The organism is Yokenella regensburgei, from assembly GCF_003634235.1.
In the GTDB taxonomy this organism is placed as follows: Bacteria; Pseudomonadota; Gammaproteobacteria; order Enterobacterales; family Enterobacteriaceae; genus Yokenella; species Yokenella regensburgei.
Window position 1 is genome coordinate 206,100 of record NZ_RBIZ01000004.1, and the last position, 25,154, is coordinate 231,253.

The window sequence follows — 25,154 nt, forward strand, 5'->3', positions numbered from 1 at the left end:
TTAAGAGAAAATTATCATGGCTAATACTACTGTATCGATTGAAATTCCGGCATCCGCCGACAACGTATGGCAACTGATGGGCGGCTTTGACACGCTGCCGGACTGGCTGCCGTTCATTCCGATAAGTGTCTCTTCTGAAGGTGGCCGCGTACGCTCTCTGACCACTTCAGACGGTGGCACGGTGATTGAACGTCTGGAAGCGTTTGATAACCGTCAGATGAGCTACACCTACTCCATCATTCAGGCGCCGTTCCCGGTCGTGAACTACCTCTCTACGATTCAGGTGTTCGCAACCGCCAACGATAACGTCTCCCGCGTGGAGTGGTCCGGTGAATTTACCCCGGTCAACGTTTCTGATGAAGAAGCCGAGGCGCTGTTTGCGGGTATCTATCGCGACGGTCTTGCGGCGTTGAAAAACAACTTCGTTGCCTGACAGCACTCAGGGCGTTGGCAAAAACCAGCGCCCTATTATGAACAAAAACAGAATAGTCTATTGCCATTTATACCATTTTTGTCATCGAGCAACAGGCGTATTCTTCCCCCATCGCGTTACTCCACGCCGTTTAATAAATGAATTCTGGATATAGATATGAAAACCATTACCGCTATTTTTGCTGCTTCTCTGTTATCTGCTGCTGCCTTTAGTGCTTCAGCACAAAGTATCACCGCCTGTGGTTCAACCCTTGATAGCGCTGAAGCCGCGATTGCGCAGAAAGCCAAAAGCATGAACGCCACTCATTACAAAATTACCAGCGCTCGCATGGGCAATACCGTCACCATGAGTGCAGAACTGAATAAATAATCGCGCAAGGAACCCATTATGTTATTTGATAAATATTCGCTGAATGCACTGCCATTAAATAATCGTATTGTAATGCCGCCGATGACGCGTTCCCGCGCCGGGGCAGGCGATGTTGCAACCGACATGATGGCAGACTACTACGCGCAGCGTGCCAGTGCCGGCCTTATCATCAGCGAAGGCACGCAAATCAGTCAGCAGGGTCAGGGCTATGCCTGGACTCCTGGCGTCTACTCCGATGCCCAGATTGCTGGCTGGAAAAAGGTGACCGACGCAGTACACCAGGCCGGTGGTAAAATCTTCGCCCAGCTATGGCACGTTGGCCGCGTGTCACACACGGTTTTACAACCAAACGGCGCGGCACCGGTCTCTTCTTCCGCCATTCAGGCTGAAGGCGTCAAAGTGTTTGTTGATGTTGAAGGGCGTGGCCCGCAGAACGGCGTAGGTGAGATGGTGCAACACGCCATGCCGCGTGCGCTGACCCTGGAAGAGATCCCGGCAATCGTCAACGACTATGCCCAGGCCGCACGCAATGCGATTGCCGCCGGGTTTGACGGTATTGAGCTGCACGGCGCCAACGGTTACCTCATCAACCAGTTTATTGATTCGCAGGCCAACCTGCGTGACGACGAGTACGGCGGCTCGCTGCAAAACCGTCTTCGCTTCATGAAAGAAGTCGTGGAAGCGGTCTCTGCCGCAATTGGCAAAGAGCGCGTGGGGATCCGTCTGGCACCGCTGACCACCCTGATGGGCTCCCGGGACGATACGCCAGAAGCGACCTATCTCGCCGCCGCCAGCGTGCTGAATGCCTTAGGGATTGCCTATATTCATATCGCGGAAGCCGACTGGGAAGATGCGCCGGTGATGCCTGCAGCTTTCAAAGAAGCACTGCGTATTATCTTCCAGGGCACGCTGATTTACTCAGGTAAATACACCAAAGCCCGCGCGGAAGAAGCGCTGGCAAACGGCTGGGCAGACCTGATTGGCTTTGGTCGTCCGTTTATCGCTAACCCGGACCTGCCGCACCGGCTGGCAAACGATTTGCCGCTGAATACGCCGGTTAAAGAGCAATTCTTCGGCGGCGGTAAAGAGGGTTATCTGGATTATCCGGCACTCGCTTAAATTCCAGAAGACCACTGGATAACTTTCCGACGCATCCCGGCCAGGGATGCGTCACAATCAAATTCTGAACGACTCCGATTCCCTCACATTAGCCGTTTTACCCCTTTCCCCTCTGCCTTTTGTTTTCCTGCCCGAAAGACTCCGTTATCATGTCTGCTACGTCACCATAAAGTGCAATGAGAGTGAAGATGAATGAGAACAACTAACTTCACTAACTCATTAAAATTTAAGAAAATGGACATCACAAACGGATGAGCACAATCGATAATTTAGACGCCCACACGCCAATGATGCAGCAGTATCTGAAGCTGAAAGCTCAGCATCCGGAGATCCTGCTCTTCTACCGTATGGGCGACTTTTACGAGCTGTTTTACGACGATGCGAAACGCGCATCGCAGCTGCTCGACATTTCCCTGACTAAACGCGGCGCTTCAGCCGGTGAGCCGATCCCGATGGCCGGGATCCCTCATCACGCAGTGGAAAACTATCTGGCGAAGCTGGTCAACCAGGGCGAATCGGTCGCGATTTGCGAACAGATTGGCGACCCGGCCACCACCAAAGGACCGGTCGAACGTAAAGTCGTTCGCATCGTCACCCCGGGCACTATCAGCGATGAAGCACTGCTGCAGGAACGTCAGGACAACCTGTTGGCCGCCATCTGGCAGGATAGCAAAGGCTTCGGCTATGCCACCCTCGATATCAGCTCCGGACGTTTTCGCCTGTGCGAACCGGCAGACCGCGATACCATGGCCGCTGAACTCCAGCGCACTAATCCCGCAGAACTGCTGTATGCAGAAGACTTTGCCGAGCAGGCGCTGATTGAAGGCCGTCGCGGTCTGCGTCGCCGCCCGTTGTGGGAGTTTGAAATTGACACCGCTCGCCAGCAGCTGAACCTGCAGTTCGGTACCCGCGATCTTATCGGTTTTGGCGTAGAGAACGCCCCGCGCGGCCTGTGCGCAGCGGGTTGTTTGCTGCAGTATGTAAAAGACACCCAGCGCACCGCCCTGCCGCACATTCGTTCCATCACCATGGAGCGCCAGCAGGACAGCATCATCATGGATGCCGCCACCCGTCGTAACCTCGAAATCACCCAGAACTTATCCGGCGGATTTGAGAACACGCTGGCGGCGGTACTGGATAAAACCGTCACCCCGATGGGCAGCCGCATGCTCAAGCGCTGGCTGCACATGCCGGTGCGCAGTACCCAGGTGCTTGTCGAGCGCCAGCAGACGATTGCCGCGCTGCAACCGAGCTACAGCGAACTGCAGCCGGTGCTGCGTCAGGTGGGCGATCTGGAGCGTATTCTGGCTCGTCTGGCGCTGCGCACCGCACGTCCGCGCGATCTGGCGCGCATGCGTTATGCCTTCCAGCAGTTGCCGGAACTTCGCGCCCAGCTGGCTGACGTGAACAGCGCACCGGTACAGCGTCTGCGTGAACAGATGGGCGAATTCAGCGAGCTGCGTGAGCTGCTCGAGCGCGCCATCATTGAATCACCACCGGTGCTGGTACGTGACGGCGGCGTTATTGCGCCGGGTTACCATGAAGAACTCGACGAATGGCGAGCGCTCGCCGACGGAGCCACCGACTACCTCGACAGGCTGGAGATCCGCGAACGTGAACGTCTGGGGCTCGATACCTTAAAAGTCGGTTACAACGCGGTGCACGGCTATTACATCCAGATTAGCCGTGGGCAAAGCCACCTGGCGCCGATTCACTACGTCCGCCGTCAGACGCTGAAAAACGCCGAGCGCTACATTATTCCAGAGCTGAAAGAGTACGAAGACAAAGTCCTGACCTCCAAAGGGAAAGCGCTGGCGCTGGAAAAACAGCTCTACGAGCAGCTCTTCGATACGCTGATGCCGCACCTGGCAGACCTGCAGTTAAGCGCCGCGGCGCTGGCGGAACTGGATGTGCTGGTGAACCTGGCTGAACGTGCGGAAACCCTCAACTACTGCTGCCCAACCTTTACCGATAAGCCGGGGATCCAGATTGTTGAAGGTCGCCACCCGGTGGTGGAACAGGTGCTGAACGAGCCGTTTATTGCCAACCCGTTGAATCTCGCTTCACAGCGGCGGATGCTCATCATCACCGGTCCAAACATGGGTGGTAAAAGTACCTATATGCGCCAGACGGCGCTGATTGCGCTGCTGGCCTATATTGGTAGCTACGTTCCGGCGCAGAAAGTTGAGATTGGCCCAATCGACAGAATTTTCACCCGCGTAGGCGCTGCGGACGATCTGGCGAGCGGCCGTTCCACCTTCATGGTAGAGATGACCGAAACCGCCAATATTCTGCACAACGCCACGGAAAACAGCCTGGTGCTGATGGACGAAATTGGCCGTGGCACCTCTACCTATGATGGTCTGTCACTCGCCTGGGCCTGTGCGGAAAGCCTTGCCAACCGCATCAAAGCGCTGACGCTGTTTGCCACCCACTACTTCGAGCTGACCCAGCTGCCGGAGAAAATGGAAGGCGTTGCCAACGTCCACCTCGACGCGCTGGAGCACGGTGATACCATTGCGTTCATGCACAGCGTTCAGGACGGTGCCGCCAGTAAGAGCTACGGCCTGGCCGTCGCTGCCCTTGCCGGTGTACCAAAGGACGTTATCAAGCGTGCCCGCCAGAAGCTGCGCGAGCTGGAGAGCCTTTCGCCAAACGCGGCGGCGACCCAGATAGACGGTACGCAGATGTCACTGCTTGCTCCTGCCGAAGAAGCGTCCCCCGCCGTTGAAGCGCTGGAAAACCTCGATCCGGATTCCCTGACGCCGCGCCAGGCGCTGGAGTGGATCTACCGTCTGAAAAGCCTGGTGTAACCCCCTCTGACCGGGTCAGACTTCACGTGGCCCGGTCGTTTCTCTCTCCCGCAGGAAATCAATAAACGCACGCACCTTTGCCGGAACATGTCTGGCATCGGGGTAAACCGCATAAATACCCTGTTGAGGAAAACGATACTCCGGCAGCAGCGCTACCAGCGCTTTCTCTGCCAGTGCTTTACCAACCAGCCATTCCGGCAACAATGCAACGCCGCTGCCCGCCTTAGCAAATGCCAGCAACGCGGCAGCGCTGTCCGCATAGAGACGCGGTGATTGAGTAATTTCAAACGCCACCTCCTGCTGGAGCGCATCCGTCAATGTCCAGCGCAGCGGCGACGACAGGCGGTTATGAATAATCCATCCCGCTTCGCTCAAATCCTGAAGCGAATTCATTGGGTGCTGTGCCAGCCAGCCAGGAGAGGCCACCGGGATAATTGCAAACCGGGCGATAAGCGATGCCCGATAGCGGGAATCCGCCAGCGTACCAAGGCGAATGGCCACATCAAAGCGCTCTGAAATCAGGTCTGCATGTTGAGAAGAAGAGACGTGGCGGATGCGCAGATCCGGGTGCTGTTCGCTGAACGCCGCGAGCGCCGGAATAACCGTCCGGCAACCGTATTCCGGCGTGGTGGTGATACGCAGTTCGCCACGCAGGCCATGGTGGCTTGCCCGCACCTCATCCTGCAGGTTTTCCGCTTCCTGCAGCAGTGAAACGCCGCGGCGATAGAAGGTCTCGCCGGCTTCCGTCAGCGTCAGGCGGCGAGTAGAACGCAGCAACAGCGTCACCCCAAGCTCGCTTTCCAGCTGGCGAAGATTAAAGCTCACCACCGCTTTGGTTTGCCCAAGTACGTCCGCCGCCGCGGTAAAACTCCCCGCCTCTACTACCGCGACGAACATGGTCATGCGTTGCAAATTCAGCATAGTCACTCGTCATACTGTCAAAAATATTTTGACAGTATATCTGTTCCGTCACCGTTTATCCGCCGCCCTTCGCTCATTACAGTACGCCTGTGTATTTATGGAGGCGCTATGACGTATCGCAGCAAGGTGGCGGTAATTTTTCTACTGGGGTTCTTCCTCGATCTTATCAATATGTTTATCGCGAGCGTCGCCTGGCCTGCGATGTCGCACAGCCTGCAGGCCACGGTCGCCGGGCTGGCGTGGGTGAATAATGGCTATATTATCGGGCTGACGCTGGCCATCCCTCTCAGCGCCTGGCTCACCAGGCACCTGGGCGCAAAGCGCGTGTTTCTGCTTTCCCTGCTGGTCTTCAGCCTGGGGGCGGTGGCGTCAGGGTTTGCCGGTTCACTGGCTACACTCGTGACCTGGCGTATTGTTCAGGGAGCTGGCGGCGGTTTGTTGATCCCGGTGGGACAAGCGCTGGCCTGGCAGCTCTATAAACCTCATGAACGGGCCAGACTTTCAGCAGCGGTTATGCTGGTGGGCCTGCTGGCGCCCGCGCTGTCGCCGGCGGCGGGCGGTTTACTGGTGGAGACCCTCAGCTGGCGATGGGTATTTTTCGCAAGCGTACCGCTGTCGCTAATAACGCTGCTGCTCGCCGGATGCTGGCTGAAGCCGGGGAAAAATGCCAGCGGGCCGCGCCCTCTGCTGCGCCTTTCCTTGCTTCGCGATCCGCTGCTACGCTTTGCGATGCTGATTTACCTTTGCGTGCCGGGGATTTTTATCGGCGTCAGCGTGGTCAGCATGTTCTGGCTACAGACCATCATCGGCCTGTCCCCTGCCGCCGCGGGTGCGCTGATGCTGCCGTGGTCGCTGGCATCGTTTTTGGCCATCACCACAACCGGAAGATATTTTAATCGCCTGGGGCCACGACCGTTGATTATTGCCGGTTGTCTGCTGCAGGCGCTGGGAATGCTGGCGCTGTTGGTTAGCGATAATCATGCCCTGCTGGTCGTCGCCTTCACGCTGATGGGAGCAGGAGGAAGCCTGTGCAGCAGCACCGCGCAAACCAGCGCGTTTATGTACATCAACCACCACGATATGACCGACGCCAGCGCACTGTGGAACCTGAACCGCCAGCTCAGCTTCTGTCTCGGCGTCAGCCTGCTAACCCTGACCTTCGACAGACTGGCCGCATTTTTACCAATGGCGGTCGCCTGTTCGTGGACCTTCGCGCTCGCCGCAACGCTGACGCTGATTCCGCTTTTGTTTTGCCTTCGCCTGGATAACCGGGCGGTTATCCAACATATTACGACTGAACGGGAACGTGTATGAACCGCTATATCACTGAAGTTATTGATGCTCACATCGCTATTGAGAACTGGCTAGGTCAGGGAGAAGGTCACCCACAAACGCTGCTGTCACGCTTTGCAGCTGACTTTACGATGATCGCGCTGAACGGTTCAACGCTCGACCGTAGTACGCTGGAAAGTTTTTTTCTGACACAGAAACAGGCGCGTCCCGGGCTTAAGATTGTTATTGATAGTATGGACATCGTCGCCGAGTGGCCTGACGGCGCGGTAGTGAAATACCGTGAACTTCAGACACTTCCGGAGCAAGGCCAGAACGTTCGCTGGTCAACGGCGGTCTTTCGTTTGCAGGAGGGGCGAGTGTGCTGGCGCTTACTGCAGGAAACACGCGCGGGGGAATAACAAAGAAAAAGGCCAGTCGATGACTGGCCTTTTTTTGAAAGAACTTTGCTTATTCGCGGAACAGCGCTTCGATATTCAGACCTTGCCCCTGCAGGATTTCACGCAGGCGACGCAGACCTTCAACCTGAATCTGGCGAACGCGTTCACGAGTCAGGCCGATTTCACGACCAACATCTTCAAGCGTTGCCGCTTCATACCCCAGCAGACCGAAACGACGTGCCAGCACTTCACGCTGTTTGGCGTTCAGTTCGAACAGCCATTTGACGATGCTCTGTTTCATGTCATCGTCCTGCGTGGTGTCTTCCGGGCCGTTGTCTTTTTCATCGGCCAGGATGTCCAGCAGCGCTTTTTCGGAATCGCCACCCAGCGGGGTGTCGACCGAGGTGATGCGCTCGTTGAGACGCAGCATACGGCTAACGTCATCAACCGGTTTGTCCAGCTGCTCGGCAATCTCTTCCGCACTCGGTTCGTGGTCCAGTTTGTGGGACAACTCACGCGCGGTACGCAGATAGACGTTCAACTCTTTGACGATGTGGATCGGCAAACGGATCGTACGGGTTTGGTTCATAATCGCCCGTTCGATGGTCTGGCGGATCCACCAGGTCGCATACGTCGAGAAACGGAACCCGCGCTCCGGGTCAAACTTCTCAACGGCACGGATAAGTCCCAGATTGCCCTCTTCAATCAGATCCAGCAAAGCCAGACCACGATTGCTGTAACGACGGGCAATCTTCACCACCAGACGCAGGTTACTCTCTATCATCCGGCGGCGGGAAGCGACATCTCCGCGCAGCGCACGGCGTGCAAAATAGACTTCTTCTTCGGCCGTTAGCAGTGGAGAGTATCCAATCTCTCCAAGATAAAGCTGAGTCGCGTCCAGCACACGCTGTGTGGCACCCTGAGATAACAGCTCTTCCTCGGCCAGGTCGTTATCACTGGGTTCCTCTTCAATCAAGGCCTTCTCGTCGAAAGCCTCTGTTCCGTTCTCATCAAATTCCGCGTCTTCATTTAAATCATGAACTTTCAGCGTATTCTGACTCATAAGGTGGCTCCTACCCGTGATCCCTGCGCGGAACAGGCAGTTAGGCCATGCTCCGCCGAATTATCGCTGCGGCAAATACTGCAGCGGGTTTACGGATTTCCCCTTGTAACGAATTTCAAAATGCAAGCGTGTAGAACTGGTTCCGGTGCTACCCATGGTAGCGATTTTTTGCCCCGCCTTAACTTCTTGTTGTTCCCGGACCAGCATCGTATCGTTATGGGCGTAGGCGCTCAGGTAATCATCGTTGTGTTTGATGATAATAAGATTACCGTAACCACGCAGTGCGTTACCGGCATAGACGACGCGTCCATCAGCGGTCGCGGCGATTGCCTGTCCTTTACTGCCTGCGATATCGACACCTTTATTCCCGTTTTGCGAGAACTGTTCGATAATTTTGCCGTCAGTCGGCCAGCGCCACGATGAAATTGGCGAACTGGTAGACGTACTGCTCGCAGTTGGTTGGGCTGTGTTCACAACAGGTGCCGTTACAGGCGCTGTGACCGTAGTCGCAGGCTTGTTATTAGGCAACATTTTGTTAGCACTTTGTTCACCTGAATCCTCAGAATACGTAATTGTTGGTTTAGAAGCAACCACTGCGCTGGAATTTTGTGCAGGTTTCGTGACCATACCCTGAGAGCCGCTGCTGGCCTGAACACTTGCCGCTGCCACCGCGTTATTGCCGGTAATTGGCTGCCCTGAAGCGTTGCCAACCTGCAGGGTTTGCCCCACATTCAGGCCGTATGGGGCAGGAATATTGTTGCGCTCGGCAAGGTCACGGAAGTCGTTGCCGGTCACCCAGGCAATATAGAACAGCGTGTCACCGCGCTTCACCGTATAGGTGCTGCCGCCGGTATAGCTGCCCTTCGGAATATCACCGTATTTACGGTTATAAACGATACGCCCGTCTGCATTAGTTTGCACGGGCTGCTGTGCAACCTGCTGTGCCGGAGCCTGAGTCGCAGGCATAGTCTGCGTTTGCATCGGCTGGATTTGTGGCTGTGCTACCGGTGCCGATGTGGCGGTGTTGCCCATTTTCGGCGGCGGCGTGATGAGCATTCCGGAGCTGGTGCTGGAGGAGGCGTTGCCACCTACAGAGGACACAGGCGCCGGGGCATTATTTGTCGTTGTACAACCCGCCAGCCAGAATGACACCAGCGATAACGCCGCAATACGGCTTAAGGTAAAATTTGGGCTTCCCGCGCTCATTTATCCCCCAGGAATAAGTTAGATCTTCTTTACCGTGCGACGCGCCGGTAAGGCACTGAAAAATGTGCTTACCCTACGCCCGAACACACGTTCATTAAACCAGGAAAACTCCTGATATCACGCCAGTTCGCCTTTGACTAATGGCACAAAGCGAACGGCCTCCACGGTATCAATAATAAATTCGCTCCCCCGCCGACGAATCCGCTTTAACCACTGCAGTTCGTCGCCAACCGGCAGCACGAGAATACCGCCTTCAGCCAGCTGCGACATCAGCGCCGTCGGGATCTCCGGTGGCGCTGCGGTCACAATGATAGCGTCAAACGGCGCACGCGCCTGCCAGCCCTGCCAGCCATCGCCGTGGCGGGTAGAGACGTTATGTAAATCAAGCTGTTTTAAACGACGGCGTGCCTGCCATTGCAGGCTCTTTATACGTTCCACCGAGCAAACATGATGAACTAAATGTGCCAGGATCGCCGTCTGGTAGCCAGAGCCGGTGCCGATTTCCAGCACCCGCGACTCCTCGGTAAGCTCCAGCAGCTCGGTCATTCTCGCGACCATATAAGGCTGAGAGATGGTTTGCCCCTGGCCAATGGGTAACGCAACGTTCTCCCACGCTTTGTGTTCAAACGCCTCATCGATAAACTTTTCCCGCGGCACCTGCGCAATAGCCTCAAGCACGAGCTCATTGTGAATTCCCTGAGCGCGTAATTGATTCAGCAGGATTTGTACGCGTTGACTTACCATTGCGCATCAACTCCCACGCGGTCCAGCCAACCTGCCACGACCTCCTGCGCATGGTGAGCCGTTAAATCAACGTGCAGCGGCGTCACCGACACATAGCCTTCATCCACCGCGGCAAAGTCCGTATCCGGACCTGCATCGCATTTACCGCCCGGTGGCCCTATCCAGTAGAGCGTGTTACCGCGCGGATCCTGCTGCGGAATAACCTGATCGGCCGGGTGTCGACTGCCACAGCGGGTGACGCGGATCCCTTTGATCTTCTCCAGCGGCAGATCCGGCACATTGATGTTGAGGATGCGCCCGGTACGCAGCGGTTCACGCGCCAGCGCCCGCAGAATTGAGCAGGTCACTGCCGCTGCGGTGTCATAATGCTGGTGGCCATTAAGCGAAACGGCAAGAGCCGGGAAACCGAGATGACGCCCTTCCATTGCGGCGGCAACGGTCCCGGAATAGATAACGTCATCGCCGAGATTGGGGCCCGCATTGATGCCGGACACCACGATATCAGGACGAGGACGCATCAGCGCATTGACGCCAAGGTAGACGCAGTCGGTCGGCGTCCCCATCTGGACGGCAATATCGCCATTTTCGAACGTGAAGGTACGAAGCGAAGATTCCAGCGTCAACGAATTCGACGCCCCGCTGCGGTTACGATCGGGTGCTACAACCTGTACCTCGGCAAACTCGCGCAGCGCTTTCGCCAGCGTCTGAATGCCTGGTGCATGGATCCCGTCATCGTTACTCAGCAATATTCGCATAATCACCTGTTGTATTGATAAGTTCCCTTACCACACCGGTGGCAAAACTTCCCGCTGGCAGCCAGAAGCGCAGCTCAACGGTGACGTCATCCCACCAGTTCCAGTTCAGTTGTTGCGGGTAAAGCAGCATGGCACGACGGGAGGCTTCCACCTTTTCGCGCACCAGCAGCGATTGCAGGAGCGTTTCTTGCGCCAACGCGCTTTGCTCAAAGGCCAGCGCCGCGCGCTGCGTGCCCCAGTCGCCGCTACCCGGCATTGCCGCCGTAATCATCAGCTCACGATTGTCCACCCGAGCCTGCAGTTCGTCGCGCTCTTCGACCGTCGCTACAAACCAGCTGCCGCGCCCCGCTAATTGTAGCGCATCGCCGTCAACAACTTGATTAAAGTCTGTTTTTTTTAATTTATCGCTGACTATCTGATTAAACAAGGCGCTGCGTGCGGCAGAAAGCCAAAAACTGCGTTTGTTGCGATCGCGAACCGGGCCGCCGTTCTCCGCCCAACGCAGCGCGCCGTGCAGGTTACTGCCGCCGATACCAAAGCGCTGAGCGCCAAAGTAGTTAGGCACGCCGCGTTCAACGATAGCCTGCAGACGGGCTTCCACATCGTTACGATCGGTGACTTCCCGCAGGATCAGCGTGAAGGCGTTCCCCTTCAGTGCCCCCAGTCGCAGCTTACGCTTATGCCGCGCGTACTCAAGCACCTGGCAGCCTTCAAGCTCAAACTTGCTGAGATCCGGCATCGCGTTGCCCGGCACCCGGGCGCACAGCCACTGTTCGGTAACGGCATGCTTATCTTTCTGCCCCGCGAAGCTCACTTCCCGGGCATGAATTTTGAGGAACTTCGCCAGCGCGTCAGCGACAAAACGCGTATTGCAGCCGTTTTTACGAATGCGCACCAGAATGTGTTCGCCTTCGCCATCTGGCGCAAAGCCCAGATCCTCCACCACCAGAAAATCTTCCGGATTGGCTTTAAGCATTCCCTGCCCCTGCGGTTTACCGTGCAGGTACGTCAGGTCGTCAAACGCAATCATGGCTTCGCCTTATGCAGTAGCGCCACGGCTTCGCAGGCAATGCCTTCGCCGCGACCGGTAAAGCCGAGCTTTTCGGTGGTGGTGGCTTTCACGTTGACGTCGTCCATATGGCAGCCAAGATCTTCGGCGATAAACACGCGCATCTGCGGAATGTGCGGCAGCATTTTCGGTGCCTGCGCGATAATAGTGATATCGACGTTACCCAGGCTGTAGCCTTTGGCCTGAATACGACGCCAGGCCTCGCGCAGCAGCTCACGGCTGTCTGCGCCTTTAAATGCCGGATCGGTATCAGGGAAAAGTTTGCCGATATCGCCCAGCGCCGCCGCACCAAGCAGCGCGTCGGTCAGCGCGTGCAGCGCGACGTCGCCGTCAGAGTGGGCGAGCAGCCCTTTCTCGTAAGGAATACGTACGCCACCAATAATAATCGGGCCTTCACCGCCGAAAGCGTGTACGTCAAAACCGTGTCCAATTCGCATTATGCCGTCTCCTGGTGTTCAGATCGGGTAAGGTAAAATTCTGCCAACGCCAGGTCTTCCGGACGCGTGACTTTAATATTATCAGCACGGCCCGCCACCAGCTCTGGATGGAAACCACAATATTCGAGCGCCGAGGCTTCGTCGGTGATTGTCGCCCCTTCATCGAGGGCGCGCGTCAGGCAGTCTATCAGCAGTTCGCGGGGGAAAAATTGCGGCGTCAGGGCGTGCCAGAGGTCATTACGGTCAACGGTATGGGCAATGGCCGCTTTTCCCGGTTCGCCGCGCTTCATGGTATCGCGCACGGGGGCTGCCAGAATACCGCCAACCCGGCTGGTCTCACTGAGTTTGAGCAGTCGTTCGAGGTCATCCTGATGCAGGCAGGGGCGTGCGGCGTCGTGCACCAGCACCCACTCGGCATCACCGGCCGCTTTCAGGCCCGCCAGCACCGAGTCGGCGCGTTCGTTCCCGCCTTCTACAACGGTGACCTGCGGATGCAAAGAAAGGGGTAGCGCCTGAAAGCGCGCATCACCGGCGCTAACGGCTATCACCACCCGCTGAACACGCGGATGCGCCAGCAGTGCTGCGACCGCATGTTCAAGAATCGTTTTGTTACCGATTGAGAGATATTGTTTAGGGCATTCCGTTTGCATGCGGCGGCCAAATCCGGCTGCCGGGACCACGGCGCAAACGCCCGGAGTAGTTGCTGCCATGTTTTAATCCTGGAACACGTGTCTATCGATTCGTCTGCGAGGAACCCTGATTGCGTTTAGAGGCGTCCGGCACCAGACGATAGAACGTCTCGCCCGGGCGAGTCATGCTGAGTTCGTTGCGTGCGCGCTCTTCAATCGCTTCCTGACCGCCGTTGAGGTCGTCAATTTCGGCGAAAAGCTGATCGTTACGTGCTTTGAGTTTGGCGTTAGTTGCCTGCTGTGCGGCGACATCATCGTTGACCCGGCTGTAGTCATGCAGACCATTTTTGCCAAACCACAGCGAATACTGCAGCCAGACCAGCAAAGCCAATAATAGCAGCGTTAGTTTACCCATCCTGCCCCCTGAAAAACGGCATCATCATCCCATATCTTGTCCGGGTACTCTACCCCGGGCGCGGACGATGCCGCGTACTCGCGGGAAATGTACCACATTTTATCCGCTAGCACGTATGCCTCGTTGCAGCCCAGCCATTCATCTGCCGCCGTTTAGCCCATCAGCCAGTAAAAAAGCAGGCCGAAAAGCACGACTACCGTCAGTATGGTTGCCGGAAGACTATAGAGCAGTCGACTATTTAACAAAGAGTGTAGCGCAACGCCCACCACCACGGCGACAGGCATCAACGCTAAGAAGAAGGGCCAGGTGTAAAGCAGAAAGAAGACCGTGTTGCCGCCGTAAATCAGAAACGGGATCCCAAGCGCCAGCAGCCAGGACAGGAAGCCAACGACCGCACCTGGCAGTGACCACGTCGTTTCCTCACTCTGGGTGAGCGATTGTCCTGGGGTAATACTGATGTTCTGGCTGCTATCGCGCATATCAAATCCTGTAACCTGACTGGCCGGATAAGTAATATTGTTATCCGGCGCTGTCTCAGGATCTGATGATATCGTCTCGTCGGAGGAGATCTAATAATTGGTTAACCAAATTTGTTACCAATTGTTCACCCTGAAGGTGAATTTCTGGGGCATCTGGATATTCATACGCTGAATCTATACCGGTAAAATTCCGTAGTTCTCCGGCGCGCGCCTTTTTATACAATCCCTTAGGATCGCGGGCTTCACACACCGCCAAAGGCGTATCAACAAAGACCTCGAAGAAACGGTCTTCACCGATAAGTTCGCGAACCATCTGCCGTTCAGCCCGGTGCGGAGAGATAAATGCCGTCAATACCACCAGCCCGGCATCAACCATCAGCTTCGCCGTCTCTCCTACCCGTCGGATATTCTCTTTACGCGCATCATCGCTGAACCCCAAATCACGGCACAGGCCATGACGCACATTGTCACCATCCAGCAGATACGTACTGACGCCGAGGCGATACAGCGCCTCTTCCAGCGCACCGGCGACGGTCGATTTCCCCGAACCAGAGAGCCCGGTAAACCACAGCACAACCCCACGGTGGCCGTGGAGCTGTTCACGCTGTTCACGTGTGACCGGATACGGATGCCAGACGACGTTTTCGTCATGCTGCGCCATCAGCGTCCTCCCAGCAGGTCGCGTGCGCCCCAGTGCGGGAAGTGCTTACGTACCAGCGCATTCAGCTCCAGCTCAAAGGCGCTGAACCCGGATGCCGTTGCCGACGCTTCGCTTTGCGGCTCGCGCACCATACCGGCGCCCACCGTCACGTTCGTCAGACGGTCGATAAAGATAAGCCCACCGGTGACCGGGTTCTCCTGATATTTATCGAGCACCAACGGTTCGTCGAAGGTTAAATCAACCAGCCCAATGCCGTTCAGCGGCAGGTTATCCACCTCACGCTGGCTCAGGTTGTTGATATCAACCTGATACTGCACCGCATCCACGCGGGCGCGGGTTTTCTTCCCGGCGATTTTAATATCGTAGGATTGCCCTGGCTGCAGGGCTTGTTCGGCCATCCACACCACATCCACGCTGGCGCTCTGCACCGCCGGTAACGATGCACCGGCATCGACCAGCAGGTCGCCACGGCTGATGTCGATTTCATCTTTCAGTACCAGCGTAATCGCTTCTCCTGCACCGGCTTCCTGAAGGTCGCCGTCGAAGGTGACGATGCGCGCCACGCTCGATTCCACTCCTGAAGGCAGCACTTTCACTCGCTGACCAACCTGCACGGTGCCTGAGGCCAGAGTGCCGGCGTAGCCGCGAAAATCAAGGTTCGGGCGGTTCACGTACTGCACCGGGAAGCGCATCGGCTGCAGCTCCACCGCGCGCTGGATTTCTACGGTCTCGAGCACTTCGAGAAGCGTTGGACCGCTATACCACGGCATGCTCGTACTCTGCCCTGCCACGTTGTCGCCTTCCAGCGCGGACAGCGGCACAAAGCGAATATCGAGGTTACCAGGCAGCTCTGCGGCAAACGTCAGGTACTCTTCACGAATGCTGTTGAACTTCTCTTCGCTGAAGTCCACGAGATCCATTTTGTTCACCGCCACGACCAGGTGCTTAATGCCCAGCAGCGTGGAGATAAAGCTGTGGCGACGGGTCTGATCGAGCACGCCTTTACGCGCATCGATAAGCAGGATCGCCAGGTCACAGGTCGATGCACCGGTCGCCATATTACGGGTGTACTGCTCATGCCCCGGGGTGTCGGCGATAATAAATTTGCGTTTTTCGGTCGAGAAATAGCGGTACGCCACGTCGATGGTGATGCCCTGCTCGCGCTCGGCCTGCAGGCCATCCACCAGCAGCGCTAAATCAAGCTTCTCGCCCTGCGTACCGTGACGCTTGCTGTCGTTGTGTAATGAAGAGAGCTGATCTTCGTAAATCTGCCGCGTATCGTGCAGCAGTCGGCCAATCAGCGTGCTTTTCCCGTCATCGACGCTGCCGCAGGTTAAAAAGCGCAGCAGGCTTTTGTGCTGCTGAGCGTGCAGGTACGCCTCAACGCCGCCTTCATCGGCAATTTGTTGAGCAATAGTGGTATTCATGACGGCTCCTTAGAAATAACCCTGGCGTTTTTTCAGCTCCATGGAGCCTGCCTGGTCGCGGTCGATAACGCGGCCCTGACGTTCACTGGTTGTTGAAACCAGCATCTCTTCGATGATTTCCGGCAGCGTCTGCGCGTCGGATTCCACCGCTCCCGTCAGCGGCCAGCAGCCCAGGGTACGGAAGCGAACCATCCGTTTTTTGATCATTTCGCCCGGCTGTAAATCGATACGATCGTCATCGATCATCATCAGCATCCCGTCGCGCTCCAGCACCGGACGCTCGGCGGCGAGATACAGCGGAACGATCTCAATATTTTCCAGATAGATATATTGCCAGATATCCAGCTCGGTCCAGTTGGAGAGCGGGAAGACGCGAATACTCTCACCTTTGTTAATCTGACCGTTGTAGTTGTGCCACAGCTCCGGGCGCTGGTTTTTCGGATCCCAACGGTGGAAACGATCGCGGAAGGAATAAATACGCTCTTTGGCTCGGGATTTCTCTTCATCGCGGCGCGCGCCGCCAAACGCGGCATCAAAACCGTATTTGTTCAGCGCCTGCTTCAGCCCTTCGGTTTTCATGATATCGGTATGCTTGGCGCTACCGTGAACGAACGGATTAATCCCCATCGCCACGCCTTCCGGGTTTTTATGCACCAGCAGCTCGCAGCCGTAGGCTTTGGCGGTGCGGTCACGGAACTCATACATCTCACGGAATTTCCAGCCGGTATCCACGTGCAGCAGCGGGAACGGCAGCGTGCCCGGATAAAAGGCTTTGCGTGCCAGATGCAGCATCACGCTTGAGTCTTTCCCGATGGAGTACATCATCACCGGGTTGGAAAATTCGGCGGCCACTTCACGGATAATGTGGATGCTTTCCGCCTCCAGCTGCCGCAAGTGGGTGAGTCGTTTTTGGTCCATTACCGTTCCTTAAGCCTTTCTGTACGTATTAGAAGCGACTATAGGGCGCGGTTTAGAGCAAATGAAATTACGAAATGGAATGAGTAGTTCCTCAAAGGAATAACCCGCCAGGAATAGAAATATCAAAAAGTGCTTAACGCGAGAATTTACGGGGATTTAAGAGCAAATGAAATTGTGTAGCGCGGGTCACAGTTTCATACTAGTGCAGTCATAATATTTTGAACGGTAAGGACACGTTATGTTTTCCGCATTGTGCCAACGCCTGCTTCCTCTGGCGCTCGGCGCATGTTTCGCCCTCCCGGTACAGGCAGCGACCAAACCCGTCGGAGAGATGGCGAACACCCAGGCTCGCTATATTGCCACCTATTTCCCCGGCCGCATGACTGGCTCTCCGGCTGAAATGCTGTCAGCAGACTATCTACGCCAGCAGTTTGCCGCGATGGGCTACCAGAGCGATATCCGCACCTTTAACAGCCGCTACATCTATACCGCGAAAGATAAACGCCAGACCTGGCACAACGTCACCGGCAGTACGGTGATCGCGGCCCATGAGGGGAAATCGCGGGAACAGATAATCGTGATGGCACACCTCGACACCTATGCACCGCTCAATGATGTGGACAGCGAGAACAATTTGGGTGGCCTGACGTTGCAGGGCATCGACGATAACGCGCTGGGCCTTGGCGTGATGCTCGAACTGGCAAATAATCTGAAAAATACGCCAACGCAGTACGGTATTCGCTTCGTCGCCACCAGCGGCGAAGAAGAAGGCAAGCTGGGTGCGGCGAACCTGCTGAAACGCATGAGCGCAGAAGAGCGCAAGAACACGCTGCTGGTGATTAATCTCGACAACCTGGTGGTGGGTGACAAGCTTTATTTCAACAGCGGGAAGAAAACCCCGGCTTCGGTTCGCAAGCTGACTCGTGACCGGGCGCTGGCCATTGCCCGCAGCCATGGCGTGCTTGCCGCTATCAACCCTGGCCTGAATCCCAACTATCCGAAAGGCACCGGCTGCTGTAACGACGGTGATGTGTTTGATGAGGCGGGGATCCCGGTGCTTTACGTCGAAGCCACCAACTGGTCGCTGGGCAAAAAAGATGGTTACCAGCAACGGGCGAAATCCCGCGCGTACCCGGACGGCACCAGCTGGCACGATATCCGCCTCGATAATCAGCAATACATCGACAAAACCCTGCCAGGCCGCATCGCCCACCGCAGCCGTGACGTGGTGAAAGTGATGCAACCGCTGCTGAAAGAGCTGGCGAAAGGCGGGTAATCAAGATGAGGTCAGATGCCCTTCCCTCCCTTACGGGGAAGGGAGGGAAAGTATCACCCTTCGTGCAGCCCGCACTCGCGCTTCAGGCCGAAGAAGCGAGTTTCTTCCTCCGCCATCCCCGGTTCCCATTTACGGGTCGTATGGGTGTCGCCAACGGAGAGATAACCCTGGTCCCACAGCGGATGGTATTTCAGGCCATGTTTTTGCAGGTACTGATAAACCGTGCGGTTATCCCAGTCGATAATCGGCAGGATTTTAAATACCCCACGTTGAATGGCCAGCACCGGCAGATGTGCCCGACTACCAGACTGCTCCCGGCGCAGACCGGCAAACCACGTTTGAGCCTTCAACGCCTTTAGCGCACGGTTCATCGGCTCAACTTTGTTGATGTCGTTATACTTCTCAATCCCTTCGACACCCTGTTCCCACAGCTTACCGTAGCGTGCTTCCTGCCACGCCGGACTGGTGGACGCGCGATAAACCTGTAGATTTAACTTCAGCTTATCGGTTAGCTCATCGATAAACTGATAGGTTTCGGGGAACAGGTAGCCGGTATCCGTCAGGATAACCGGAATGTCGGGGCGAATCTGATTCACCAGATGCAGGCTCACCGCCGCCTGAATACCGAAGCTTGAAGAGAGCACATACTCGCCGGGCAGATTCTCCAGCGCCCAGCCGACGCGGCCTTCCGCGTCCAGCTTTTCCAGCGCGGCGTTGGTTTCCGCCAGCGCCATGACACGCTCAACTTTCGGCAGTTGGTTTAAGGCGTTCAGATCGAGTGCAGACATAGATTCCTCACTTTGCCTGATGCGCTGCGCTTATCAGGCCTACGGGGTAACATCATCGGGTAGGCCGGGTAAGGCGCAGCCGCACCCGGCAGAATGACAGTTATTCCCAGAAGTCACGGGCGGGGTCGAGCACCGGGCGAATGATGCCCGCACGCACCGTAAAGTCACCGAAGCCTTCCTCTGCTTCGCGCTCTTTCGCCCAGCGCCCTACCAGTTCGTCAATATTGTCGAGAATTTCTGACTCAGTAATATTTTCACGATACATGCGCGGAATGCGCGTACCCGCACGGTTGCCGCCCAGGTGCAGGTTGTAGCGCCCCGGCGCTTTACCCACCAGCCCGACTTCCGCCAGCATCGCGCGGCCACAGCCGTTCGGGCAGCCGGTCACACGCAGTACAATATGCTCCTCGCCCACGCCGTGACGGCCCATAATCGCCTCCACTTTATCGACGAAAGTCGGCAAAAAGCGTTCGGCTTCGGCCATCGCCAGCGGACAGGTCGGGAAAGAGACGCAGGCCATGGAGTTTTCACGCTGCGGTTTTACCGCCGCCATCAGGCCGTGCTCACGCGCCAGTTTTTCGATCTTCGCTTTTTCGCTTGCCGGCACACCGGCCACGATCAGATTCTGGTTGGCGGTCAGGCGGAACTCACCTTTGTGGATCTTTGAGATCTCAAGCAAGCCGGTTTTCAGCGGACGCCCCGGATAATCCAGAATACGGCCGTTCTCAATAAACAGCGTCAGATGCCATTTATCATCAATCCCTTTCACCCAGCCGATACGATCGCCGCGACCGGTGAATTCATACGGGCGAATGGGCGCGAACGTGATACCAGCGCGTCGCTCCACTTCCGCTTTGAACGTCTCGACACCCACACGCTCAAGCGTGTATTTTGTCTTGGCATTTTTACGATCGGTACGGTTACCCCAGTCGCGCTGGGTCGTGACCACCGCCTCTGCCACCGCCAGCGTGTGTTCAAGCGGAATATACCCAAACTCACTCGCGGTACGGGCGTAGGTTTTCTTGTTACCGTGTTCGATAGACAGACCGCCACCCACCAGCAGGTTAAAGCCCACCAGCTTGCCATTTTCGGCGATCGCCACAAAGTTCATGTCGTTCGCGTGCAGATCGATATCGTTCTGCGGCGGGATCACCACCGTTGTTTTGAACTTACGCGGCAGATAGGTCTGGCCGAGGATCGGTTCTTCATCGGTCGTGGCAACCTTTTTCTGATCGAGCCAGATCTCGGCGTAGGCGCGAGTCCGCGGCAGCAAATGCTCAGAGATCTTTTTCGCCCACTCGTAAGCCTCAGCATGCAGCTGCGACTCGTAGGGGTTGGAAGTACACAGCACGTTACGGTTCATGTCGTTGGCGGTTGCCAGCGCATCCAGCCCTACCGAGTTCAGCATCTGATGCACCGGTTTAACGTGCTTTTTCAGAATGCCGTGAAACTGAAACGTCTGGCGGTTGGTGATTCGAATGCTGCCGTAAATGGTGTTATCGGCAGCAAACTTATCAATCGCCTGCCACTGGGTGGTGGTGATAATACCGCCCGGCAGACGACAGCGTAGCAGCATGGCATGACGCGGCTCCAGCTTCTGCGCTGCGCGCTCGGCACGGATATCGCGGTCGTCCTGTTGATACATACCGTGAAAACGGATCAGCAGGAAATTGTCGCCGCTGAATCCGCCGGTCAGGCCGTTGTTCAGGTCTTCTGCAATGGTTCCGCGCAGATAGTTGCTTTCAACCTTCATGCGCTCAGCATCGCTCAGCTTGCCTTCGACCACTAAAGGTCCGGGGTGTTTTTCACTCATTAGTAAACATCTCGCTGATAACGGCGCTCAACGCGCAGCTCACTTAAATAGTCGTCCGCCGCTTCGGCGTCCATCGCGCCAAATTCGGCAATCACTTCCAGCAAAGCCTGCTCAACGTCTTTCGCCATACGATTGGCGTCGCCGCAGACATAAATGTGGGCACCGTCATTGATCCAGCGCCACAGCTCTGCGCCTTCTGCGCGCAGTTTATCTTGTACGTAGACTTTTTCTTTTTGGTCACGCGACCAGGCAAGACTGATGCGGCTCAGTACGCCGTCTTTGACGTAGCGCTGCCACTCCACCTGGTAGAGGAAATCTTCGGTGAAATGCGGATTGCCGAAGAACAGCCAGTTTTTACCTTCTGCCCCCTCCGCCGCACGCTGCTGCATAAAGGCGCGGAACGGCGCAATACCGGTGCCCGGGCCAATCATAATCACCGGGGTCTGCGGATTTGCAGGCAGACGGAAGTTATCGTTGTGCTCGATAAAGACGCGCACTTCACCGTCCTCTTCCAGCCGGTCAGCGAGGAAGCCGGAAGCACCGCCGCTGCGGGCGCGGCCTTCGATGTCATAACGCACGACGCCTACCGTTACATGCACTTCGTTTTCGACTTCTGCCTGTGCGGATGCGATTGAGTACAGACGCGGCGTCAGCGGGCGCAGCAGGCCGATAAGCGCTCCGGCATCAAGCTGTGCCGGGGCAAAGCGCACCATATCAACGATTGGCGTTGTCGCGGCGTAGTGCTGGAGCTTCGCTTTATCACCCACCAGCGGCAGCAACGCGTCGCTACGGGTCAACTGGGCGTAGTTCTCAACGATATTGGCGGTGTTCACCGTCAGCTCGAAATGCCATTGCAGAGCCTCAGCAAGCGCCAGCGTATTGCCATCCACCATCACCGGTTCGTCACCTTTAAGCCACAGCAGCTCGACCAGCTCCTTCACCAGCGCCGGGTCATTCTGATACCAGACTCCAAGCGCATCGCCCGGCTGGTAGCGCAGGCCGGAGTCACCCAGCGCAATCTCGAGGTGACGCACATCTTTTTCTGAATCACGGCCCGTGATCTTCTGGTTCGCGGAGAGCGTCGCCGTCAACGGCGCTTCTTTGGTATAGGGACTGGTATGAATTTCGTTGACCGCACCGCTGGCGGCAAGGGCCGGGGAAGCGGATTTTGGCGCACGGGCTTTCAGAACGTCCACCACCCGCGCACGCCATTCGGCGGCAGCGGTCTGGTATTCAACATCCGCATCTACCCGGTCGAGCAGCCGTTCACCGCCCAGTTCAGCCAGCTTGCTGTCGAAATCGCTGCCCGCTTTGCTGAAGAACTCATAGGAGGTATCGCCAAGACCGAAAACAGCAAACGCGGTGTCGCTGAGTTTTGGTGCTTTCTTTGAGAACAGGAACTTATGCAGCGCAACGGCCTCTTCCGGCGGTTCACCTTCACCCTGCGTTGAGGTCACGACGACCAGCAGTTTTTCTGACGCGATTTGCTTAAATTTATAATCCCCGGCATTCACCAGGTTCACGTTCAGTTCAGCGGCAAGCAGGTCATCGCGCAGCTGTTCGGCCACGCGGCGGGCATTCCCGGTCTGGGATGCCGAAAGCAGAGTGATGGAAGGCGTTTCAGCCACAGGCGCCGGAGCTGCGGCAACCGCGCCGGGCTGCTGATTCAGCATGCCCCAGAAATAGCCAGACACCCAGGCAAGCTGGGTCGGTGATAAATCGGTGGTGGCTGCCTGCAGGCGAGCCAGCTGCTCCGGATTCAACGGCAGCAGTTGCGAAGGTGGGGCCTGTGTCGTCATTCGTTGTTATGTTCCAGTATTAAAGCTAAAGCAGAAAAACCCAAACTGAAGGTAAGGGTAACTTTCTGGATAATAACAATTAAAGAAGGGATGGAAATAATTAATAACCAAACGGACTAACCTGTTTTAGTCATACTTGTTAACAGGAAAATCGATTGAATAACTCTATGAATTATCTGGAAAACCAGTAATTTCTCACCCCATCATCCCCCCCTGTGCGATCATGACGGTTTTAGTTAATGAGAAAAAAGATGCTTTCCGGTATGATCCGCCGGTTTTTTCCGCACTACAGAGAGTTTCATGATGTCCACCACACTGTTTAAAGATTTCACCTTCGAAGCCGCACACCATTTGCCACACGTCCCGAAGGGCCATAAATGCGGTCGCCTGCATGGTCACTCCTTCATGGTGCGTCTTGAGATAACGGGTGATGTCGATCCGCACACGGGCTGGATCATGGACTTCGCCGATCTGAAAGCGGCGTTTAAACCGACCTACGATCGTCTCGATCACTACTACCTGAACGATATTCCGGGTCTCGAAAACCCGACCAGCGAAGTGCTGGCAAAATGGATTTGGGATCAGGTAAAGCCGGTGGTTCCCCTGCTTAGCGCGGTGATGATTAAAGAGACCTGTACCGCAGGTTGCGTCTATCGCGGCGAGTGATCGAATGCTTTGTGTCGCGGGTCAATTTTAGAGAAATAACACCATGTTATACCCTAAATAATTCGAGTTGCAGCCAACGCAGTTGCAACTTGAAGTATGACGGGTAGGGTTTCCAGTTCCATCCTTCTGGAGCATAACATGGCTGACGATTTCGATATTATTGTCATCGGCGCAGGGATTGCCGGTTCTGCCTGTGCGCTGCGCTGCGCCCGGGCGGGGCTAAACGTTCTCCTGATTGAGCGCGGCGAGCAGGCCGGCAGTAAAAATCTCTCCGGCGGTCGCCTCTATACTTACGCCCTTAACGACCTGCTGCCTCAGGCAACAGACAGCGCCCCCCTTGAACGCCGCATCACCCGGGAAAGCCTCTCTCTACTAACCCCTGACGCCGCCAGTACCTTTACCAGCCTCCAGCCGGAAGGCGACTCCTGGAGCATTCTACGCGCACGTTTTGATCCATGGCTGATGAGCCAGGCCGAAGCCAGTGGAGTGCAGTGTCTGACTGGGGTGACGGTTGACTCCCTGTTTGAAGAGAATGGGCGCATCAGCGGGGTTAACTGCGAAGGCGAAACCCTGTGCGCACGTTATGTGGTGTTGGCCGAAGGCGCAAACAGCGTGCTCGCAGAACGGCACGGCCTACTGGAGAAGCCTTCGCGTACCACCATGGCGCTTGGTATCAAAGAGGTGCTGGCGATGGACAAAGCGACCCTCGAATCCCGCTTCCTGCTGGAAGAGAATACCGGCGCGGCGCACCTGTTCAGCGGAGAGATTTGCGGTACCTTACCCGCCGGGGCGTTTCTTTATACTAACCAACACACGCTGTCGCTCGGCGTGGTCTGCCCGCTCTCCTCCATCACCCAGGGCAGCTACCCGGCCACAGAGTTACTGGCTCGTCTGAAATCACACCCGGCACTCCGCCCATTATTACGTGGTAGTGAAACCCTGGAGTACGGCGCCCACCTGGTCCCTGAAGGGGGACAGCACAGCATGCCGCGCCAGTTTGGTGGAGAAGGCTGGCTGCTGGTGGGTGATGCGCTGCGCACCTGCATCAACACCGGGTTTACGGTGCGAGGTATGGATACCGCCCTGCTCAGCGCCGAAGCCGCGGCCAACGCCCTCATCTATGCCTGCCAGCAAGATGCCCCGCAGAATCTCTTCACGCTCTACCATCGCGCCATTGAACGCAGCACACTATGGCCGCTGCTGAGCCGCTATGCCAGCGTTCCAGAACTGTTGCAACGCCCCGGCTGGTATCGTCAGTGGCCAGCGCTGATGAACGACGTTGCCCGCGATCTTTTCAAGGCGAGTCCGGATCCGACCCCTCTTTTACCACAGCTGCTGTGGCGTCATGCTCGTCGTCACGGACTACGCGGGCTTGCCGTCGATATGCTAAGGAGCCTGAAATGCCTGTAACCCCGGCTTTAAGTCGCAATCAGTGGCGCTCCTCTGAACAACCGCACATCGTCGTTGCAGACAATCCCCCGCGCGAGATGGCTCAAACGCTGATTAACGCCTGCCCCGCCGGATTATTCACTCTGACAACGCTGGGAGCGCTGCAGGTTGATTACCGGGGTTGTCTTGAGTGCGGAACCTGCCGGTTATTGTGCGATGAAAAAACGCTGGTGCGCTGGGGGTATCCTGAAGGCGGTTTCGGTATTACATTGCGTTTTGGCTGATTGATATACAG

Annotated in this window: 26 protein-coding genes; 10 read left to right on the forward strand and 16 right to left on the reverse strand. The window is 56.4% G+C overall.

The genetic code is table 11. The features are described 5' to 3' along the window. Nucleotides 1-16 precede the first annotated feature (16 nt). From C7387_RS12395 to mutS, 4 genes are all read left to right on the forward strand, one after another. Nucleotides 17-433, forward strand: coding sequence for an SRPBCC family protein (locus tag C7387_RS12395; RefSeq protein ID WP_120816802.1), 417 nt, complete (start codon nt 17-19; stop codon nt 431-433). Nucleotides 434-589: 156 nt separating this feature from the next. Continuing rightward, nucleotides 590-802 (forward strand): YdgH/BhsA/McbA family protein, encoded by a 213-nt coding sequence (locus tag C7387_RS12400; RefSeq protein ID WP_038255261.1) that lies wholly within the window; start codon nt 590-592, stop codon nt 800-802. 18 nt (nt 803-820) lie between these two features. After that, nucleotides 821-1,921, forward strand: a complete 1,101-nt coding sequence (locus tag C7387_RS12405; protein ID WP_040903261.1) for an alkene reductase — start codon at nt 821-823, stop codon at nt 1,919-1,921. A 251-nt stretch (nt 1,922-2,172) separates the two neighbouring features. Then, a complete protein-coding gene (mutS, locus tag C7387_RS12410; RefSeq protein ID WP_006818535.1) occupies nt 2,173-4,734 on the forward strand; it encodes a DNA mismatch repair protein MutS in 2,562 nt (853 codons plus the stop codon). A gap of 15 nt (nt 4,735-4,749) precedes the next feature. On the opposite strand, the gene C7387_RS12415 is transcribed toward mutS, so the two are convergent. Then, entirely contained in the window at nt 4,750-5,655 is a 906-nt protein-coding gene (locus C7387_RS12415) for a LysR family transcriptional regulator (protein ID WP_006818534.1), read from the reverse strand. Between the two features lie 108 nt (nt 5,656-5,763). On the opposite strand from C7387_RS12415, the gene C7387_RS12420 reads away from it, so the two are divergent. Together C7387_RS12420 and C7387_RS12425 are read left to right on the forward strand one after the other, a co-directional pair. Next, nucleotides 5,764-6,969: an MFS transporter gene (locus C7387_RS12420; RefSeq protein WP_120816803.1), complete on the forward strand. Its 1,206-nt coding sequence runs from the start codon at nt 5,764-5,766 to the stop codon at nt 6,967-6,969. Beyond that, nucleotides 6,966-7,346 carry a DUF4440 domain-containing protein gene (locus C7387_RS12425; RefSeq protein ID WP_120816804.1) on the forward strand — a complete coding sequence of 127 codons (381 nt, stop codon included), beginning with the start codon at nt 6,966-6,968 and terminating at the stop codon, nt 7,344-7,346. Before C7387_RS12420 ends, C7387_RS12425 begins: the two co-directional genes overlap by 4 nt. Before the next feature lie 49 nt (nt 7,347-7,395). On the opposite strand, the gene rpoS is transcribed toward C7387_RS12425, so the two are convergent. From rpoS to cysD, 12 genes are all read right to left on the reverse strand, one after another. Then, a complete protein-coding gene (rpoS, locus tag C7387_RS12430) occupies nt 7,396-8,388 on the reverse strand; it encodes an RNA polymerase sigma factor RpoS (RefSeq protein WP_006818531.1) in 993 nt (330 codons plus the stop codon). Between the two features lie 60 nt (nt 8,389-8,448). After that, complete coding sequence (nlpD, locus tag C7387_RS12435) at nt 8,449-9,540, reverse strand: murein hydrolase activator NlpD (protein ID WP_237723245.1); 1,092 nt, start codon at nt 9,538-9,540, stop codon at nt 8,449-8,451. Nucleotides 9,541-9,711: 171 nt separating this feature from the next. Then, nucleotides 9,712-10,338, reverse strand: coding sequence for a protein-L-isoaspartate(D-aspartate) O-methyltransferase (locus C7387_RS12440; protein WP_006818528.1), 627 nt, complete (start codon nt 10,336-10,338; stop codon nt 9,712-9,714). After that, nucleotides 10,332-11,093, reverse strand: coding sequence for a 5'/3'-nucleotidase SurE (surE, locus tag C7387_RS12445; protein WP_006818527.1), 762 nt, complete (start codon nt 11,091-11,093; stop codon nt 10,332-10,334). The genes C7387_RS12440 and surE overlap by 7 nt, the downstream gene beginning before the upstream one ends. Next, nucleotides 11,074-12,123, reverse strand: a complete 1,050-nt coding sequence (truD, locus tag C7387_RS12450; protein WP_006818526.1) for a tRNA pseudouridine(13) synthase TruD — start codon at nt 12,121-12,123, stop codon at nt 11,074-11,076. The genes surE and truD overlap by 20 nt, the downstream gene beginning before the upstream one ends. After that, entirely contained in the window at nt 12,120-12,599 is a 480-nt protein-coding gene (gene ispF / locus C7387_RS12455) for a 2-C-methyl-D-erythritol 2,4-cyclodiphosphate synthase (RefSeq protein ID WP_006818525.1), read from the reverse strand. The genes truD and ispF overlap by 4 nt, the downstream gene beginning before the upstream one ends. Continuing rightward, nucleotides 12,599-13,309, reverse strand: coding sequence for a 2-C-methyl-D-erythritol 4-phosphate cytidylyltransferase (gene ispD, locus C7387_RS12460; RefSeq protein WP_038255311.1), 711 nt, complete (start codon nt 13,307-13,309; stop codon nt 12,599-12,601). The genes ispF and ispD overlap by 1 nt, the downstream gene beginning before the upstream one ends. Before the next feature lie 22 nt (nt 13,310-13,331). Then, nucleotides 13,332-13,643 carry a cell division protein FtsB gene (gene ftsB, locus C7387_RS12465; RefSeq protein ID WP_006818523.1) on the reverse strand — a complete coding sequence of 104 codons (312 nt, stop codon included), beginning with the start codon at nt 13,641-13,643 and terminating at the stop codon, nt 13,332-13,334. Between the two features lie 152 nt (nt 13,644-13,795). Then, entirely contained in the window at nt 13,796-14,122 is a 327-nt protein-coding gene (locus C7387_RS12470) for a DUF3561 family protein (RefSeq protein WP_006818522.1), read from the reverse strand. Nucleotides 14,123-14,177: 55 nt separating this feature from the next. Next, complete coding sequence (gene cysC / locus C7387_RS12475) at nt 14,178-14,783, reverse strand: adenylyl-sulfate kinase (RefSeq protein WP_120816805.1); 606 nt, start codon at nt 14,781-14,783, stop codon at nt 14,178-14,180. Then, nucleotides 14,783-16,210, reverse strand: a complete 1,428-nt coding sequence (cysN, locus tag C7387_RS12480; RefSeq protein ID WP_120816806.1) for a sulfate adenylyltransferase subunit CysN — start codon at nt 16,208-16,210, stop codon at nt 14,783-14,785. Before cysN ends, cysC begins: the two co-directional genes overlap by 1 nt. Nucleotides 16,211-16,219: 9 nt before the next feature. After that, entirely contained in the window at nt 16,220-17,128 is a 909-nt protein-coding gene (gene cysD, locus C7387_RS12485) for a sulfate adenylyltransferase subunit CysD (protein ID WP_006818519.1), read from the reverse strand. Between the two features lie 238 nt (nt 17,129-17,366). Here cysD and C7387_RS12490 point away from each other — a divergent pair, with 238 nt between their 5' ends. Continuing rightward, nucleotides 17,367-18,404, forward strand: a complete 1,038-nt coding sequence (locus C7387_RS12490) for an aminopeptidase (protein ID WP_120816807.1) — start codon at nt 17,367-17,369, stop codon at nt 18,402-18,404. A gap of 53 nt (nt 18,405-18,457) precedes the next feature. On the opposite strand, the gene cysH is transcribed toward C7387_RS12490, so the two are convergent. From cysH to cysJ, 3 genes are all read right to left on the reverse strand, one after another. Next, the gene (gene cysH / locus C7387_RS12495; protein ID WP_006818517.1) at nt 18,458-19,192 is read right to left on the reverse strand and encodes a phosphoadenosine phosphosulfate reductase; all 735 of its coding nucleotides are present in this window, start codon (nt 19,190-19,192) and stop codon (nt 18,458-18,460) included. A 100-nt stretch (nt 19,193-19,292) separates the two neighbouring features. Continuing rightward, nucleotides 19,293-21,005 carry an assimilatory sulfite reductase (NADPH) hemoprotein subunit gene (gene cysI, locus C7387_RS12505; RefSeq protein WP_006818516.1) on the reverse strand — a complete coding sequence of 571 codons (1,713 nt, stop codon included), beginning with the start codon at nt 21,003-21,005 and terminating at the stop codon, nt 19,293-19,295. Further along, entirely contained in the window at nt 21,005-22,804 is a 1,800-nt protein-coding gene (cysJ, locus tag C7387_RS12510; RefSeq protein WP_120816808.1) for an NADPH-dependent assimilatory sulfite reductase flavoprotein subunit, read from the reverse strand. The genes cysI and cysJ overlap by 1 nt, the downstream gene beginning before the upstream one ends. Nucleotides 22,805-23,104: 300 nt before the next feature. On the opposite strand from cysJ, the gene queD reads away from it, so the two are divergent. The 3 genes from queD to C7387_RS12530 all read left to right on the forward strand — a co-directional run bounded on the left by queD (nt 23,105) and on the right by C7387_RS12530 (nt 25,143). Next, nucleotides 23,105-23,470 carry a 6-carboxytetrahydropterin synthase QueD gene (queD, locus tag C7387_RS12520; RefSeq protein ID WP_006818514.1) on the forward strand — a complete coding sequence of 122 codons (366 nt, stop codon included), beginning with the start codon at nt 23,105-23,107 and terminating at the stop codon, nt 23,468-23,470. A 138-nt stretch (nt 23,471-23,608) separates the two neighbouring features. Continuing rightward, a complete protein-coding gene (locus C7387_RS12525) occupies nt 23,609-24,880 on the forward strand; it encodes an FAD-dependent oxidoreductase (RefSeq protein WP_166791107.1) in 1,272 nt (423 codons plus the stop codon). Beyond that, nucleotides 24,871-25,143, forward strand: a complete 273-nt coding sequence (locus C7387_RS12530; RefSeq protein WP_166791106.1) for a ferredoxin family protein — start codon at nt 24,871-24,873, stop codon at nt 25,141-25,143. Before C7387_RS12525 ends, C7387_RS12530 begins: the two co-directional genes overlap by 10 nt. Nucleotides 25,144-25,154 lie beyond the last annotated feature (11 nt).

Excerpts from the sequence above, each read along its gene's own strand:
- C7387_RS12395 (WP_120816802.1), top strand. The coding sequence starts at position 17 with ATGGCTAATACTACTGTATCGATTGAAATTCCGGCATCCGCCGACAAC.
- C7387_RS12400 (WP_038255261.1), top strand. The coding sequence starts at position 590 with ATGAAAACCATTACCGCTATTTTTGCTGCTTCTCTGTTATCTGCTGCT.
- C7387_RS12405 (WP_040903261.1), top strand. The coding sequence starts at position 821 with ATGTTATTTGATAAATATTCGCTGAATGCACTGCCATTAAATAATCGT.
- mutS (WP_006818535.1), top strand. The coding sequence starts at position 2,173 with ATGAGCACAATCGATAATTTAGACGCCCACACGCCAATGATGCAGCAG.
- C7387_RS12415 (WP_006818534.1), bottom strand. The coding sequence starts at position 5,655 with ATGCTGAATTTGCAACGCATGACCATGTTCGTCGCGGTAGTAGAGGCG.
- C7387_RS12420 (WP_120816803.1), top strand. The coding sequence starts at position 5,764 with ATGACGTATCGCAGCAAGGTGGCGGTAATTTTTCTACTGGGGTTCTTC.
- C7387_RS12425 (WP_120816804.1), top strand. The coding sequence starts at position 6,966 with ATGAACCGCTATATCACTGAAGTTATTGATGCTCACATCGCTATTGAG.
- rpoS (WP_006818531.1), bottom strand. The coding sequence starts at position 8,388 with ATGAGTCAGAATACGCTGAAAGTTCATGATTTAAATGAAGACGCGGAA.
- C7387_RS12440 (WP_006818528.1), bottom strand. The coding sequence starts at position 10,338 with ATGGTAAGTCAACGCGTACAAATCCTGCTGAATCAATTACGCGCTCAG.
- surE (WP_006818527.1), bottom strand. The coding sequence starts at position 11,093 with ATGCGAATATTGCTGAGTAACGATGACGGGATCCATGCACCAGGCATT.
- truD (WP_006818526.1), bottom strand. The coding sequence starts at position 12,123 with ATGATTGCGTTTGACGACCTGACGTACCTGCACGGTAAACCGCAGGGG.
- ispF (WP_006818525.1), bottom strand. The coding sequence starts at position 12,599 with ATGCGAATTGGACACGGTTTTGACGTACACGCTTTCGGCGGTGAAGGC.
- ispD (WP_038255311.1), bottom strand. The coding sequence starts at position 13,309 with ATGGCAGCAACTACTCCGGGCGTTTGCGCCGTGGTCCCGGCAGCCGGA.
- ftsB (WP_006818523.1), bottom strand. The coding sequence starts at position 13,643 with ATGGGTAAACTAACGCTGCTATTATTGGCTTTGCTGGTCTGGCTGCAG.
- C7387_RS12470 (WP_006818522.1), bottom strand. The coding sequence starts at position 14,122 with ATGCGCGATAGCAGCCAGAACATCAGTATTACCCCAGGACAATCGCTC.
- cysC (WP_120816805.1), bottom strand. The coding sequence starts at position 14,783 with ATGGCGCAGCATGACGAAAACGTCGTCTGGCATCCGTATCCGGTCACA.
- cysN (WP_120816806.1), bottom strand. The coding sequence starts at position 16,210 with ATGAATACCACTATTGCTCAACAAATTGCCGATGAAGGCGGCGTTGAG.
- cysD (WP_006818519.1), bottom strand. The coding sequence starts at position 17,128 with ATGGACCAAAAACGACTCACCCACTTGCGGCAGCTGGAGGCGGAAAGC.
- C7387_RS12490 (WP_120816807.1), top strand. The coding sequence starts at position 17,367 with ATGTTTTCCGCATTGTGCCAACGCCTGCTTCCTCTGGCGCTCGGCGCA.
- cysH (WP_006818517.1), bottom strand. The coding sequence starts at position 19,192 with ATGTCTGCACTCGATCTGAACGCCTTAAACCAACTGCCGAAAGTTGAG.
- cysI (WP_006818516.1), bottom strand. The coding sequence starts at position 21,005 with ATGAGTGAAAAACACCCCGGACCTTTAGTGGTCGAAGGCAAGCTGAGC.
- cysJ (WP_120816808.1), bottom strand. The coding sequence starts at position 22,804 with ATGACGACACAGGCCCCACCTTCGCAACTGCTGCCGTTGAATCCGGAG.
- queD (WP_006818514.1), top strand. The coding sequence starts at position 23,105 with ATGATGTCCACCACACTGTTTAAAGATTTCACCTTCGAAGCCGCACAC.
- C7387_RS12525 (WP_166791107.1), top strand. The coding sequence starts at position 23,609 with ATGGCTGACGATTTCGATATTATTGTCATCGGCGCAGGGATTGCCGGT.
- C7387_RS12530 (WP_166791106.1), top strand. The coding sequence starts at position 24,871 with ATGCCTGTAACCCCGGCTTTAAGTCGCAATCAGTGGCGCTCCTCTGAA.